We start from the raw sequence: 13906 nt of genomic DNA on the forward strand, positions 1-13906 counted from the left end.
GCAAACCGACATTTACATACTTGGTTATGAGCAGATGCTGATGAATGTTTTTTTTACAAAGGAAGAAAAGCAGAATCATAAATTCCGATTCGTGGCATAAATTTTAATAAAGCTAGGACAATCCTTGAACAAGGGGGTAAAAAGATGGTTACGATGCCAATTTGGGCTTATTTTGTTGTAGTTGGGATTCTTATAAGTGCTTATATGGCTTTTATGACGGGAAAAGAGGAACGGAAGCTGGAGGATGAAAGCATTGAACTCGAAGGAAGGGTGTATATGGAAAGAATTCAAAAGGAGAAGGAAGCTAGAAGAGGGTTATGAACTTAGATATGCTGTTATATTGAAAAATAGGTCCCGTTTAGGGGACCTATTTTTATTGAAAAGGAAATTACTTTTGATCTTCTGTACTGTTCTTTAAGATGTTTTTTAGTTCTTTATCATTGATTTTTACTTTAGCATCTTTCAATTCGCGTTCCATTGCTTTCTCAATTGTTGCTCCGTCAAGCTTTGAAACCTTTACTTCATACTCCATTTTTTCTTTCATTTCTTCAAAAGGCTTTTTCTCTTTTTTCTCAGTTGTTTGGATAATATGGTAGCCGTGTTGTGATTTAACTGGTTCACTGATTTCATTTACATCAAGTGCATATGCAGCCTCTTCAAATTCAGGAAGCATTTGTCCAGCCCCAAACCAGCCAAGGTCACCGCCATTTGCTGCAGAACCTGGGTCTTTAGAGTATTCTTTTGCCAAATCTTCAAATTTTTGACCTTCGTCAAGTTTTTTCTTAACTTCCTTCGCTGTAGCCTCATCCTCAACTAAAATATGACGAGCCTTAATTTGTGGCTTGTAATTATCGTAGTATTCTTTAACTTCCTTATCTGTAACTTTCACATCTTTAATGGCTGCCTTTTCCTGCATAAGGCCAGTTTTGAAAGTTTCTCTCAAATCTGCCTCATCTTTGTATCCGTATTGTTGAAGAGCGAGCTCAAAGTTAGCTCCAAGTTGTTCCTTTAGCTCATCAACCTTTTCATCCAATTCTTCATCCGTTACTTTATATTTTTCTGAAAGAACCTTATCATAAACAAGCTCTCTAAGTGCTTGCTCACCATATTTTTCTTTCATTGCGTTGTAAAGCTCGTCCTTTGAAATATCACCGGCTTTTGACTCAACAACGACATCTCCAGATCCATTTGTACTGTTACATGCAGTTAATCCTAAAACCCCAGCCGTAAGTGATAGGGTAATAATCCATTTTTTCATGTTGAACACTCCCAATTGTATTTGTTGATATTCGATTTCACAAAACCTACTATACCATAAATGTCAGGTAGAACAAAAACAATAACCTATAAAGTAGGCAAGAAAATATGTGTTCATCACTCCCAATTCATTTGTTTAGTCATATGATGAAAGAGAAAACTTTCATACGGAGAAATAAACTGGGTCAAGAATTTAGGATAAGTCGAGATAGGTGCCTATTCGCCCGTGGAAGTAATTGAATAGGATATGGTAGCAACATGAAAGGAGGGTGTTCTCATGGGTGCAGGGTATGGATACGGCGGAGGTTTCGCGTTAATCGTAGTGTTGTTCATCTTGTTAATAATTGTTGGCGCTGCTTGGCTATAACAAATATGGAAGGGAGGAAACAATATGTCTGGTAGAGCTGGAAATGGATACGGCGGAGGCTTTGCTTTAGTAGTCGTATTATTTATCCTTTTAATTATTATTGGTGCATCCTGGTTGTAATGGCAGGACATAGCGTTAATCCGCCCTAAATGAAGCTGGACAAAGAAAAGCGGAATCGGCTTGAACAGGTCCGACAAGCATAAGATGAACCACAGGGGAAGGCGTACTTTGCCTTCAACTGGGGAGCAGCTTATGACCTCGAGGACCTAGCCGATGAAGCTAGACACGAGAAAAGCGGAATCGGCTTGAACAGGTCCGACAAGCATAAGATGAACCACAGGGGAAGGCGTACTTTGCCTTCAACTGGGGAGCAGCTTATGACCTCGAGGACCTAGCCGATGAAGCTAGACACAAAAAAGCGGTGGGACACTTTTCCCGCCGCTTTTTTGTATGCATTTTCTCTTTGTCAATTAAGCATATAATATTTCAACAAATGAGGAGATCAAAAGAATGGTCACTAAAATATTAATCGTTCGAAATACTTTAGGCTGCCTTTCTTCGGGGATATCCTTTTGTAGGCAAAGGGAATTTGTCATTTTGTTAATATTATATAAAATAAAAACAGCAAAAATTATAAAAATGGAGATCATAGAAAATTCCCTCCTTAAAACAGTCAGTGATTTAAAAAATGACATGCAAGGTGATATGTTATTTACAATAACAAAAATTCCTAAAAAAAGATAGTATTTAAGATTCCTTACGTATTATTATGGATACATGCCGCATTCATTTAAACTAAATTAAGAATAGTTACTTCTCAGCAAAATTTCAAAGCCTTCATCGTTTTCTTCAATATATGAACGATTTGGCGCAGACAGCACATTTTTGGCACAAACAAAATCAGAGAAACTAATGCCAACATGAAAAGCTAGTAAAATGGTAGAATAGTGAACATAATGCGGAAAATAAATACATGCCAAAATCAATAAACTATTAATTGTGACAAACGGTGTAAATAATGTGATAATAAATTTCCACTTTGCGATCGGTTCATTGACTTTAATATGGATGATTGGCAGTAGCCCATATTTAATGGTTACTATTTTTTTTACTTTATTGCCAAGATGGGCAACCGGTAAATAATGAAGCAGCTTATGAAATGGGTACATGATCCACAAGCATAGGATAAATAATAAAAAATAGTTGTCATAAAAGGAAGCAGCCCCAAACAAATATTGAGCAGGAACATAAATAATAATAAACGTTAGCAGCATTGTTAAGGAAGACATAAAGAAAAGTCTTTGAGATCCATAATGCTTATTAATATTAATTGTCTTCCAGCAATTCATTGATCATCCCTCCAAGAGGAGAAAATAAATTTCCATAAAACTCACTAAGATACTGTACGATGAAAAAGAGAAAAAATCAATAGGGAAAAAACATACATTTTGTCGAAGAATAATTATGAACATATAGCATAATAAATATGCCTGTATGGATATATATATGGAGGAACAAGGTGGACATATACATATTGATGGAGAAAATTAATAAACTAGAATTTCAGCAAAAACTGCTTTTGAAGGTTATTGAAAATCCAAACAATTCCTTCTATAAATTAGTGGTTGAAAAATCACTTGGAGAAAAGGACGTAAAGGCATTCAAACAACTTTGTGAAGAAATGAACATGAAGTGGGAAGAACAAAAAGCGGAAGGATTTGTTTATTTTCATCCGCTTTATAAAGAATTTGAGAAGCGTTTACATCCTAATCTTACAGCTTATGATGTTATTCATGCGTGTATAAAACAGCAATTATTTCTACCTCTAATGAAAGAACTAAGAAGATATCTATGATTCTAAACACTTTCCTGCAAGGTTGACTCCTTTTTACTTAGCTTGCCTTCTATCTCTACAAAATCATTTTCGAGGTTCGAGAATGATTTTTCAAAGATTTCCATAAAGTCATCGCCGTATATATTTCTGACAATCGCCATTATTTCAATAATGTCAGGGAATTTACCATACAGGTCTCTTAACGGCCTTGCCCCTGAATAGACTGCATTTTTGTCAGGATCATAAGTCTCCATTAGACTTAATAAAATGCTTTCACCTGCATCAGTCAGTTCAATATACGTATTCCTCTTGTCACTCTCCTTTTTCGAAAATTTAAGCAATCCTCGTTCTTCAAGCTTTTTGGAGAAGTTAAATGCGGTAGATACGTGCATAACACCAAATTTAGCTACATCAGAGATGGAAGCCCCTTTTAAATGGTAGGATATCCAGAGAATATGATGTTCGTTAATATTTAAATCATACGGTTTGATCCATTGCTGCCAATCTTTTTCAATTGTCTTCCACAATGCTTTACTCAATTGAGCAATCCTCTGGCTAAAGATCATTGCTTCCTTTATAGAATACAATTTATCGTTCATATTCAATAATCACCTTCTTTTTAAGTGTCTAATAACATTATGCCAATAAAACAAAAATTAATAAAGATATAAATTTACAAAATTTTTAGAAATTGATTCATATTTTGATTTCTATAATGAGTAAAAACGTGAAATAAGTATATAAATAAATGGAGATTGGCAAAAGTTTATTTTATAAAATAAACCTCTAACGATAACTTTTCACTTTATTAATATATTTGTTTTCGGTCTGAAAAGGAAAAATCCTTCTTTTTTTTATGAAAGAAAGGATTTTTTTATCAAAAGCGTTATATTTTAGGCTTTCAAATGATTTATATTTTCTTCAAGCTCGTTCATTGCGCTTTCAATAGCTTGTAATTCTTTCTGCAGTTCTTGCTGATGGGGGAGGATGTCAGCTTTCCATTTATTAATAGAGTTTTTAACATCGGATGAAAAAGCTAATATTTCTTTTTTTCCTTCTTTTGATGCATGGATCGTTGCATCTTTTACATGAATTACCTTCTTTTTTAATTCAATCATTTGATTTTGTATACATTTTTTCTTTTCTTGGATTTTATTTCGGGTGTCTCTGCCAGGTGCTGGAGCGGATAGTAAAGTGCTTATTCCTGCTACAGTGCCTCCAATAATAAATCCAATGAGCAATGATTTTGTTTTCAATTATTTTCACCTCTCATGTATCTCTATATATAGATTTTACTACAAAGAAAAGAAAAATCCTTCATTTAAATGTGAAGGATTTTCGCTATAATTGCGGTCTATCTAAAGGATGAAAAGAGTATAGTTCATATTTGCAAGAAAGCAAGCATACATTTAATTAATTGTACAAACCTGGACCAATAGAAAAGGGGTGGGGACGAAAGATGTCAGGGTTAATTGCAGGCATATTTACACTAGGGGCTTTATTCATTGCTGGAGGTGTTCATTTCTTTTTAGCAATAAGGAGACCCGTCGTATACCCTCCTAAATATATATTAAGAAGGAGAGCAGCTGCTTTAGCAGCAGGTGGAATCGGATTTTTGCTAATAGGGGTAATTATGCATAGTTTTAAATAAAACAAAAAACCCGCTGCAGCGGGTTTTTATGATTATTGCTTTGCAGTAATCGTTGATTGATTTGTTAGCTTCGTCCGTTTCATAATGGATTGTGCAATTGGATACAGAATGGCCATTGTGATCGTGTTAACAATGGTTGCCGGCAGGACAACTGCACCAAATAATGCAGCAAATGGACCAGGCAAGCCAACAATAAAATAAGCTGATGTTAAAAAGACAATCCCAGAAATCAGTGTTCCAATGGCAGTTAGAACAGAAGCGCTAATAATTGAATGATGAAACTTTTTTAATAAAAGGAAAAGCGCGAAGAAGATTGCAGCAGTAATCGGTTTATCAATAATGTTTGGGAATAGCCCACCAGGGAAGGTGGTTGTAAGCCCTGATATAAGTCCTGTTGCTAATGATAGAAGTAATACACTTTTTCGTTCAGGAAAAAGGATAATACCTAAAAACATCATTGTTAACATCATATCTGGCTTCATACCTGCACCAAAGCCAGGCATAACTGCATGCAATACCGCACCCATTCCCACTAAAAGTGAAAGGGCAACAAGATTTTTCGTATTCATTTCTCATCTCTCCTATTCTCGTCTCAACAATTTTTGTTCCTCCTGCAGTGCGCTCTATGCCTGCAGCGAAAAACTTGTCATTATTATATCATATAACAACTGAAAAAGAAGAAAAAATTTTCAGTTAGATTTCTTGAACTTTTTCATAAATTCTGCTAGCTGAAGAACATGCTCCATTGGCATCGCATTGTAAATGGAAGCGCGGCAACCCCCAACAGAGCGGTGACCGTTAAGGCCAATAAAGCCTTCTTCTTTCGCTTGATGCAGAAAGTTCGTGGCTGTCTCTTCATTATGAAGATTAAAGGTAACATTCATTTTTGATCTGCTTTCCTTTTCAGCATGTCCCAGATAAAATCCTTCACTGCAATCAATGGCATCATAGAGAATCATTGCTTTTTCCTCATTTCTTTGTTCAATAACCGTTAAACCGCCTAATCCCTTTGCCCATTCGAGCACGAGCTTCAGTAAATAGATCGCAAGTGTCGGTGGTGTGTTATAAAGTGAGTTGTGGTTTGCGTATGTGTTGTAATTAAGCATGGTAGGCAAATGACTGCCTGACTCTGATAAAAGCTTCTTTTGAATAATAACGACAGTTACCCCAGACGGACCAAGATTTTTTTGTGCTCCAGCATAAATAAGATCAAAATCCTCGATATGAATCTTCCTGCTTAATAGATCGCTAGACATATCCGCAACTAATGGAATTCTTGCATTGGTAGGAAACTGCTGCCACTGGGTGCCATAAATCGTATTATTGCTTGTTATATGAAGATAGGCAGCATCTGCTGATATCTCTATATTTCCAGTAGGGATAGCTTTATATTGCTGATTTTTGCTTGAAGCAGAAATAAATGTTTTTCCCACCTTTTCCGCTTCCGTCAGTGCCTTTTCAGCCCATGCACCAGTTAAAACGTAGTTGCCTGTTCTTCCTTCTGTGAGGAAATTCAGAGGGACCATCGAAAACTGCAGGCTTGCTCCGCCTTGAAGGAAGAGAACCTCGAAACTGTCTGGTATAGATAGGAGATTACGCAATAAGGAAATTGCCTGGTGGTGAATAGTTTCATATTCCTTGCTTCTATGGCTTAGCTCCATGACAGCCATTCCGGTATCATTAAAGTTAAGCCAGTTCTTTTCCGCCTCTTTTAGTACGGTTTCTGGTAAAACAGCGGGACCTGCATTGAAATTAAGTGCACGATTCATCATTTTCCCTCCCAAAGTATCTGTCATACGGTAATGAATTAAAGATATTCCTATGGTAACAAATAAAATTCATTTGTACAGACTTAATTATGAATATTACGAAAAATATAAATGAAAAGGCTTCATTACTTCTGTTCGAACCCACGGATGTACATGCCGGTCTGCTTCATTTATTATTTCAGATAAAAGAATTCCTATTTGAAACAAAGTTGGAACTCATTTTACAGTGATAATTTATTTTGAATTGGAAAAAATAATGGATAGGAAAGGAGGGCATAGCGAATGTTTGTGAAAAAGTGTTTAACAGGATTGGTCGTTTTGCTTGCGATGGTTGTGGCTGAAAACACTGCAGGTTCACTTTGTGTTTTTGCCGAATCCAATGTCGCAGTACAACCTATGGAGACGGTGAAAGAACTTGAGATCGAGCTGAACGATGATTATTTTAATCCGAAAGACATTACTATTCCAAATGGGACAACCACAACGTTGATATTGAAAAATAATGGGAAAAAGGAACATACCTTTACAGTGGAAAAGCTCGGAATTGACGCTGAAATCCAGCCTGGGAAAGAAAAATCCATTACCGTGAAGCCGAAACAGCCCGGTACATATGAACTGATCTGTCGGTACCATTTCCAGGAAGGAATGGTTGGAAAAGTAATAGTTAAATAGCAAGAACAGCTAAGAGGGAGTTGCTGCAGCAACCCCCTTTCTATTGCATTACCTGTGTTTGAATTAGGGGATAATTTCAAAAATAGTACCTTGGTTAAAGTCTGTTACTTTCATCGAACCATACACCCCTAAATATAGTGTGGTTTGATTAAGATTCGTTCCCAAGCTAACATAATAAGCTGACTCGGACCCAAAGTTGTATTCGGTTTGAATCATACTAAAATCATTTAGTTTACAATCTGTTCTTATTCTAGTATAAGCTAAAACCCCTTTTGCCGGAGAGCCTGATCCTTCTTTCCGAGCAAGATCCGTAAACACAACACTACCAGATAAAGAGGGGATTCTATTCCCCATATAGGCTTGTACGCCTGTAAGTGCAGTTCCTCCAAATTTATCAGGTCTTTGATCTTTATGGAAATAACTAGTTAAAGGCTGAATCCGTCTCACCGCAGTTTTAATTGCCTCATTGTAATAAACAATTGTTTTCTCATCCAAAGTTGTATTTTCAGAGCAGCCACTTATAATCGAGGTAGGAAAACTACCTTCCCAGCCACGCCAGCCAAAATTAATAACCCCTTCTTGATCGGCTTCAGATTTCATTAAAAAAGTTTGAACAAGCTCGGTAACAGGTATCGGCTTATAATGAACGAATGAAAAAATTGATTCGACCGAATCCTGTCCGACATTTCCGACATACTTGATATATTGATTATAATACCTTTGAAATGAAATGCCCGGTATATTCCGAACCCCTTTGGCAATCACTGTAAGGGTTTCTTGAATAGGTACAGGAAGTTCATGAAACCGTGTGACTACTGGAGGATTTTGAATAAATGTATTCTTGCTTACGTCCATCTCAATTATTTTACCGGCGATTTCCATATCATTCTGGCTTAAATTGAATGGATCGTAGCCTGCTCCTCCATCTCCTGTTGTTAATACAAGTTTTCCCGTTTCAGGTGAAAAGTTTAAGCTATTGACACCATTATGATTAAAAAATGGTCTTCTTACGTTTAGCAATGTCCGTCGTTTTTGAGGTTGACCATTCGATGGTAAAATCCATTCTTCCACCGTATCAATATGATTATATTGAGTTTTTCTATTATTCCACCTTCTGTTTAACGTTTTTTGATCACACGGGTTAGGTGAAAAAGATTCAGGAAGAGCACCCGGGCCTTGTGTCCCAGCTACTGAATAATGAAGATAAAACTGCCCGTTATAATAAAATTCGGGATGAAACGCCAGCCCTAGTAAACCACGTTCATCATATCCACCAACTGAAACACCTGCTTCTGAAGTACCTAGTTGTATGATTTTCGTGCGAATATCTAAAAAAATCCTAATGTTTCCATCTCTTATGTAAAAAATCTCTCCCACCTGGGTTGCAATAAATAATGTTTCATTTGAGTCACCTGGGAGTATAGCAGTTTTTATAACGGTCGGTAAATTTATCCTACTTACAATGGGCCGTAACCGAACCTTAACTTTTCCTAACAAACTTTCACACTCCTTCTCAGTTTTTTATTAAAGCATATGATCAGAAAGGTTTTATTAATACTTAATAATGGCGGAAGAATGAATCTATCAGAGGATTGAGCTGGAGTAATCGTGGCTTTCATAAACGTACGATGATTATATAAAGCCGCTATTAATCGTTTAGCAGGAAGAAAATACAGTGATTTTTATATAAAACGGAGAATAGCATAAAGGGAGTTTAATATTTGCTGGGGGTGGGATACATGAAGAGGATAAAAAAAAAGGCTATACACTATTGGCAGCAGCCTTTCTTAGGAATCAAACATGATCTTACAGAAATGTCAACTACCACTAAACTATTAATTACCTCGGTATTAAGCTCGTTTGCAGCCATTTTTCAGTCAGCAGGGGGATATGCACCTGGTATCGGTTTTTTGGTAAGTGCCTTGACGTCGTTTCCCATATTTTTAGCAACGATTGTATCCATCAGACACGGATTGCTTTCTTATTTTGTTACGATGTTCCTTTTATTATTTATCCAGCCTAGCGAACTACTTATTTTTTCTTTTACAACGGGTGTTTTAGGATTGGTGCTTGGTGTTTCCTTCTATAAGTTAAATATAAGATTATGGGTTGTTTTATCGGCCGGTGCAAGCTTATTTATGGGAATAATAACGATCCTTTTTATTTTTCGTTTTCCAGTGTTAGGATCAGGTGTTGGTACATCAATTCAATTTCGATCTATAGTAATGATTGGGATGTTCAGTATGCTATATGCATGGATAGCTGCAGAAGCTTGTTTTTTTGTTTTGAAGCGATTGGCTCAAACTCTTCCCAATAAAGTGATCAAGCAAGTGTCTAACAAGCAGGATTAAGTGTTTCAGGTATTTATGGCCTGGCAAGAGAAGAATGATGTAATCCACGATAATAGAAACCGTCATTTTGTTTAATTTTACTCAAAATAACGGTTTCTATATTTGCTGCTCCCTCTTAGATATGTTTTTTTATCCCATCAGCAATTTCCTGCAAATCAGCAGGCGTATAATCAGATTGATGAGATTTCCAAACTGCGCCAAAGCCATCCCCGCTACCATATCTAGGAATCAGGTGCATATGGTAATGGAAAACAGTTTGTCCAGCTTGTTTGCCAGTGTTCGTAATGACATTCATCCCAACTGGATTAAACTGCTCTTTGATTGCATTAGCTAATTGAGGGACAACCTCAAAAATGTTACGTGCAGCTTCTGCACTTAAATCATAAATATTTTCATTATGTATTTTCGGTATAACTAATGTATGGCCTTTCGTTATTTGGCTAATATCAAGAAAAGCCATAACATGTTCATTTTCAAAAACCTTGGCTGAAGGGATTTCACCATTTACAATTTTACAAAAAATACAATCGCTCATTTGAAACAACTCCTGTATGATCTATTTTCAATTATCTTATCATATATAAAAAAAGGTTAAAAGGCAGGATCCGCATGGAATCCTGCCTTCGTGAAGGGGAATGCTTCTTCAAATAACGTTTTCTACATCAGGTTCTTCCCTTTGATAAACACCTCATTTATGAAATGATTGTGTTTACTTCTAGAGACTTTCGATCTTTGTTCAAGCTAACCATCCCCTAATCTCTATATGTTTTACAACGTATAAAGCAGGACATTGTCTTTTACAAACACCTCATTTCAAAGTGAATGTTAGACCACCAACGAGGTTAGGCGATCAGAACGCTAGATCTCTTGGTTCATTTAGCAGCATTGCCCAATGCAACCATCCCCTTAGAGTTTAAACGTACGAAGCTTTTCATGAAAGTGCATTTAGCTGTCTGCGACAGACACCTCATTTCAAGTTTTGATAATTCTTTAGGTTATCAAAAAACTTGTTCCCCTTCATGAATAGAATCCCCGGACTCAAATTTTATATACACGTAAAAAACGTTTTTATCTAATGATATTTCCATCTCCAGATTGGACAAGGGGATGCCGCGTTTCTTACAATAGAGGTAGAAAAAAAGGAAGGACGTTGGATATGGCTCTTTTGCAAATAGAGAATGTAACGGGTGGATATACAAAAAACCCTGTATTGAAGGAAGTTTCTTTTGAAGTAAAGGAAAAAGAAATCGTCGGCTTAATCGGCTTAAATGGAGCTGGGAAGAGTACGACTATTAAGCATGTCATTGGACTGATGGAACCGCATAGCGGGGAAATTACTATTAATGGGAATGCATTTCATAAAGATAAAGAGGGGTATCGAAGACAATTCACCTTTGTACCAGAAACACCGATTCTTTATGACGAGCTGACCCTTAAAGAACATTTAGAGTTAACAGCGATGGCTTATGGGCTCAAGCCTTCTGAATATAAGGAACGGATGGAAAGACTGTTAAAAGAATTTCGTATGGAAAAAAGGCTGAAATGGTTTCCTGCACATTTTTCAAAGGGAATGAAACAGAAGGTAATGATTATGTGTGCATTTTTAGTACAGCCATCCCTATATATTGTCGACGAGCCTTTTGTTGGACTTGATCCACTTGGGATCCAATCCTTACTTGATCTAATGAAAAAAATGAAAGAGAATGGGGCGGGAATATTAATGTCGACCCATATATTAGCCACTGCCGAAAGATATTGTGACAATTTTGTTATTTTACATGAAGGGAAGGTACGAGCTAAAGGGACATTGGCTGAATTAAGAAAGCAATTTTCGATGCCGGAAGCGACATTGGATGATATATATATTCAACTGACAAAGGAAGAAGATTATGTTTGATGAAAAGAAATTATGGAAAGAACGGTTTAATCGGAGAATCAAAGAGTTAAGCAGGTATTTGCGGTATATTTTTAACGGACATAATGTCATTGTTATGGTTTTTTTGCTGGGAACAGCCGTTTTTTATTATCAGCAATGGTTGACAACTGTTTCTGAGGATTTTCCAGCAGCCATTATCATGGCAATCGTACTGGCGTTTATCCTAACTTTTACTCCGATCTACACATTTCTTATTGAAGCGGACCGAATTTTTCTCCTTCCGCTGGAAAGTAGGCTTCAAGGCTTTTTTAAACGCTCATTGGCTGTCAGTTTCCTTCTCCATACGTATTTGCTTGTCATGGGTTTAGCTATATTCATGCCGATGTATGCAAGTGTAAATAATGGAGATTTTCATGTCTTTTTGCCGTTTTTACTGACAATATTAGTTTTGAAGATGTTTAATCTCCTTATTCGCTGGAAAGTGCAGTACTATGTTGAGAAATCCGTTCATCTTTTTGATACTTTAATTCGTTATGCAGTAAATGCCGTATTTTTATTCTTTCTTTTTTCAAATCAAGGTTTACTGTTCCTTTTACCAGAGATCTTGCTTTTGCTCCTCTTATATTTTTATTACAGTAAAAACACGAAGGAAAAAAGTTTGAAATGGGAGTTTTTAATTGAACTGGAAGAGCGAAGAATGACCTCCTTTTACCGATTAGCTAATCTGTTTACAGATGTACCGCATTTACGCGATCGTGTGAAAAGACGTTCATGGCTTGATTGGCTGTTTAGCAGGCTAGCTTTTGCACAGAAAAATACGTTTAGCCATCTTTTTGTAAGAACCTTTTTACGTGCAGGCGATTATTTTGGTCTATTTGTTCGTTTGACTCTAATAGGTGCTGCAGGGCTGTATTTAATCTCATTTGGATATGGTCAAATTCTGCTTGTTATACTTTTTATGTATTTAACAGGCTTTCAATTGCTGCCGCTATGGAACCATCACCAAAATAAACTATGGACAAGGCTATATCCAGTTAAGGACGGAATCAAGGAAAAATCGTTTAAAGGTCTTTTGTCTAGAATATTATATTTACAGGCGTTGATCCTTTCGCTTGCTATTTTAGCAAAAGGCGAGGGGATCATAGCAATAATCTCACTTATTGCTGGCATTGGATTTGCTTACCTTTTTACTCATTTCTATATTCAAAAGAAGCTTACTTTCTAATATTTGTACATTAGAAAAGTGAAACCTTTCCTGCGGACTAACGTATCAAATAATACAGAGTGTAAAGGAAGGGAAGCTTATGAACGAGTACGAAATACTTGTAAATCGCGAGATAGAGGATTGGAAACGCCAAATGGTGAAGCGATCGAGTCTTCTTAACAGACTTTCGAAAAAAGCGCAGACAAAGGTAAATAATTTGATACCGGACAAGGTCCATCAAATGTTGACAGAGAGTATAAAAAATATGGTAAAAGCCACATTAGTCGGCTCAAATTTGACGACCAAAAAGAGTCAATACTCCTTAAGCACACTGGCTGAAATGGATGAACTAGTAATGAAAAAACTTTCCATTTATCGAAAGACAGCCGTGGTGGAAGGAGCAGGGACAGGGGCAGGAGGCATTCTGCTAGGTTTAGCAGATTTCCCGCTGCTTCTTTCAATAAAAATGAAATTCCTTTTTGAAGCGGCCTCTATTTATGGTTTTGATACGAATGAATATGAAGAAAGACTGTTTATTCTGCATGTGTTCAAGCTGGCCTTCTCCAGCGATGAAAAGAGAAGGGAAACGATGGAAATTGTAGAGAATTGGGATAAAAGAAAAGCTGGATTCATTGACATGGATTGGCAGGAATTTCAGCAGGAATATCGGGATTATATTGATTTTGTAAAGATGCTTCAGCTTGTACCAGGCATTGGTGCGGCCGTAGGTGCCTACGCCAATAATAATTTATTGGAGCATCTTGGAGAAGTAGCGAAGAATTCCTATCGGATACGGACATTAAAAACAGCCCCAAAATCTGAATGAGATTAGGGGCTATTTTTTGTCCAGCGCAAGCGTCCTATCACCTATTCATGCGCCTGTACTTTTATAAGAATGATATTGAATGGCGGCAGCACCAAGGGT

General features: G+C 36.7%; 19 protein-coding genes. 10 read left to right on the forward strand and 9 right to left on the reverse strand.

Going from position 1 to position 13906, the window contains the following annotated elements; genetic code table 11:
- The first annotated feature begins 144 nt into the window (after positions 1-144).
- Positions 145-321 carry a sporulation YhaL family protein gene (locus RUH74_RS05185; RefSeq protein ID WP_313799194.1) on the forward strand — a complete coding sequence of 59 codons (177 nt, stop codon included), beginning with the start codon at positions 145-147 and terminating at the stop codon, positions 319-321.
- 67 nt (positions 322-388) lie between these two features.
- On the opposite strand, the gene RUH74_RS05190 is transcribed toward RUH74_RS05185, so the two are convergent.
- The gene (locus RUH74_RS05190; RefSeq protein WP_313799195.1) at positions 389-1258 is read right to left on the reverse strand and encodes a peptidylprolyl isomerase; all 870 of its coding nucleotides are present in this window, start codon (positions 1256-1258) and stop codon (positions 389-391) included.
- Between the two features lie 276 nt (positions 1259-1534).
- Between RUH74_RS05190 and RUH74_RS05195 the strand changes: the two genes are divergently transcribed.
- Both RUH74_RS05195 and RUH74_RS05200 read left to right on the forward strand, forming a co-directional pair.
- Complete coding sequence (locus RUH74_RS05195) at positions 1535-1624, forward strand: YjcZ family sporulation protein (RefSeq protein ID WP_075209110.1); 90 nt, start codon at positions 1535-1537, stop codon at positions 1622-1624.
- A 24-nt stretch (positions 1625-1648) separates the two neighbouring features.
- Positions 1649-1744 (forward strand): YjcZ family sporulation protein, encoded by a 96-nt coding sequence (locus RUH74_RS05200; RefSeq protein WP_313799196.1) that lies wholly within the window; start codon positions 1649-1651, stop codon positions 1742-1744.
- Between the two features lie 350 nt (positions 1745-2094).
- Here the strand turns inward: RUH74_RS05200 and RUH74_RS05205 are convergent, their stop codons facing one another.
- Both RUH74_RS05205 and RUH74_RS05210 read right to left on the reverse strand, forming a co-directional pair.
- Positions 2095-2274 carry a hypothetical protein gene (locus RUH74_RS05205; RefSeq protein ID WP_102271919.1) on the reverse strand — a complete coding sequence of 60 codons (180 nt, stop codon included), beginning with the start codon at positions 2272-2274 and terminating at the stop codon, positions 2095-2097.
- A 150-nt stretch (positions 2275-2424) separates the two neighbouring features.
- Positions 2425-2973: a DUF3267 domain-containing protein gene (locus tag RUH74_RS05210; protein WP_313799197.1), complete on the reverse strand. Its 549-nt coding sequence runs from the start codon at positions 2971-2973 to the stop codon at positions 2425-2427.
- A 170-nt stretch (positions 2974-3143) separates the two neighbouring features.
- Between RUH74_RS05210 and RUH74_RS05215 the strand changes: the two genes are divergently transcribed.
- Positions 3144-3479 carry a DUF1878 family protein gene (locus RUH74_RS05215; protein WP_313799198.1) on the forward strand — a complete coding sequence of 112 codons (336 nt, stop codon included), beginning with the start codon at positions 3144-3146 and terminating at the stop codon, positions 3477-3479.
- Between the two features lie 2 nt (positions 3480-3481).
- Here the strand turns inward: RUH74_RS05215 and RUH74_RS05220 are convergent, their stop codons facing one another.
- Entirely contained in the window at positions 3482-4057 is a 576-nt protein-coding gene (locus tag RUH74_RS05220) for an HTH-type transcriptional regulator Hpr (RefSeq protein ID WP_313799199.1), read from the reverse strand.
- 294 nt (positions 4058-4351) lie between these two features.
- Positions 4352-4714, reverse strand: a complete 363-nt coding sequence (locus RUH74_RS05225; RefSeq protein ID WP_313799200.1) for a YtxH domain-containing protein — start codon at positions 4712-4714, stop codon at positions 4352-4354.
- Positions 4715-4917: 203 nt separating this feature from the next.
- Between RUH74_RS05225 and yhzF the strand changes: the two genes are divergently transcribed.
- Positions 4918-5109, forward strand: a complete 192-nt coding sequence (gene yhzF / locus RUH74_RS05230; protein WP_313799201.1) for a membrane protein YhzF — start codon at positions 4918-4920, stop codon at positions 5107-5109.
- 32 nt (positions 5110-5141) lie between these two features.
- On the opposite strand, the gene RUH74_RS05235 is transcribed toward yhzF, so the two are convergent.
- Both RUH74_RS05235 and serC read right to left on the reverse strand, forming a co-directional pair.
- Complete coding sequence (locus RUH74_RS05235) at positions 5142-5678, reverse strand: tryptophan transporter (protein ID WP_313799202.1); 537 nt, start codon at positions 5676-5678, stop codon at positions 5142-5144.
- A 120-nt stretch (positions 5679-5798) separates the two neighbouring features.
- Positions 5799-6878: a 3-phosphoserine/phosphohydroxythreonine transaminase gene (gene serC, locus RUH74_RS05240; protein WP_313799219.1), complete on the reverse strand. Its 1080-nt coding sequence runs from the start codon at positions 6876-6878 to the stop codon at positions 5799-5801.
- Positions 6879-7160: 282 nt separating this feature from the next.
- Between serC and RUH74_RS05245 the strand changes: the two genes are divergently transcribed.
- Positions 7161-7550, forward strand: a complete 390-nt coding sequence (locus tag RUH74_RS05245; RefSeq protein ID WP_313799203.1) for a cupredoxin domain-containing protein — start codon at positions 7161-7163, stop codon at positions 7548-7550.
- Positions 7551-7613: 63 nt separating this feature from the next.
- Here the strand turns inward: RUH74_RS05245 and RUH74_RS05250 are convergent, their stop codons facing one another.
- Positions 7614-9047, reverse strand: coding sequence for a PQQ-dependent sugar dehydrogenase (locus RUH74_RS05250; protein WP_313799204.1), 1434 nt, complete (start codon positions 9045-9047; stop codon positions 7614-7616).
- Positions 9048-9289: 242 nt separating this feature from the next.
- Here RUH74_RS05250 and RUH74_RS05255 point away from each other — a divergent pair, with 242 nt between their 5' ends.
- Positions 9290-9901 carry a YybS family protein gene (locus RUH74_RS05255; RefSeq protein WP_313799205.1) on the forward strand — a complete coding sequence of 204 codons (612 nt, stop codon included), beginning with the start codon at positions 9290-9292 and terminating at the stop codon, positions 9899-9901.
- A gap of 115 nt (positions 9902-10016) precedes the next feature.
- On the opposite strand, the gene RUH74_RS05260 is transcribed toward RUH74_RS05255, so the two are convergent.
- Positions 10017-10436, reverse strand: a complete 420-nt coding sequence (locus tag RUH74_RS05260) for an HIT family protein (RefSeq protein ID WP_313799206.1) — start codon at positions 10434-10436, stop codon at positions 10017-10019.
- Positions 10437-11057: 621 nt separating this feature from the next.
- Between RUH74_RS05260 and RUH74_RS05265 the strand changes: the two genes are divergently transcribed.
- The 3 genes from RUH74_RS05265 to RUH74_RS05275 all read left to right on the forward strand — a co-directional run bounded on the left by RUH74_RS05265 (position 11058) and on the right by RUH74_RS05275 (position 13807).
- The gene (locus tag RUH74_RS05265) at positions 11058-11798 is read left to right on the forward strand and encodes an ABC transporter ATP-binding protein (protein ID WP_313799207.1); all 741 of its coding nucleotides are present in this window, start codon (positions 11058-11060) and stop codon (positions 11796-11798) included.
- Entirely contained in the window at positions 11791-13002 is a 1212-nt protein-coding gene (locus RUH74_RS05270) for an ABC transporter permease (protein WP_313799208.1), read from the forward strand. The genes RUH74_RS05265 and RUH74_RS05270 overlap by 8 nt, the downstream gene beginning before the upstream one ends.
- A 79-nt stretch (positions 13003-13081) precedes the next feature.
- Positions 13082-13807 (forward strand): EcsC family protein, encoded by a 726-nt coding sequence (locus RUH74_RS05275; RefSeq protein WP_313799209.1) that lies wholly within the window; start codon positions 13082-13084, stop codon positions 13805-13807.
- The last annotated feature ends 99 nt before the right edge of the window (positions 13808-13906 follow it).

Source organism: Cytobacillus sp., from assembly GCF_032154635.1.
In the GTDB taxonomy this organism is placed as follows: Bacteria; Bacillota; Bacilli; order Bacillales; family Cytobacillaceae; genus Cytobacillus.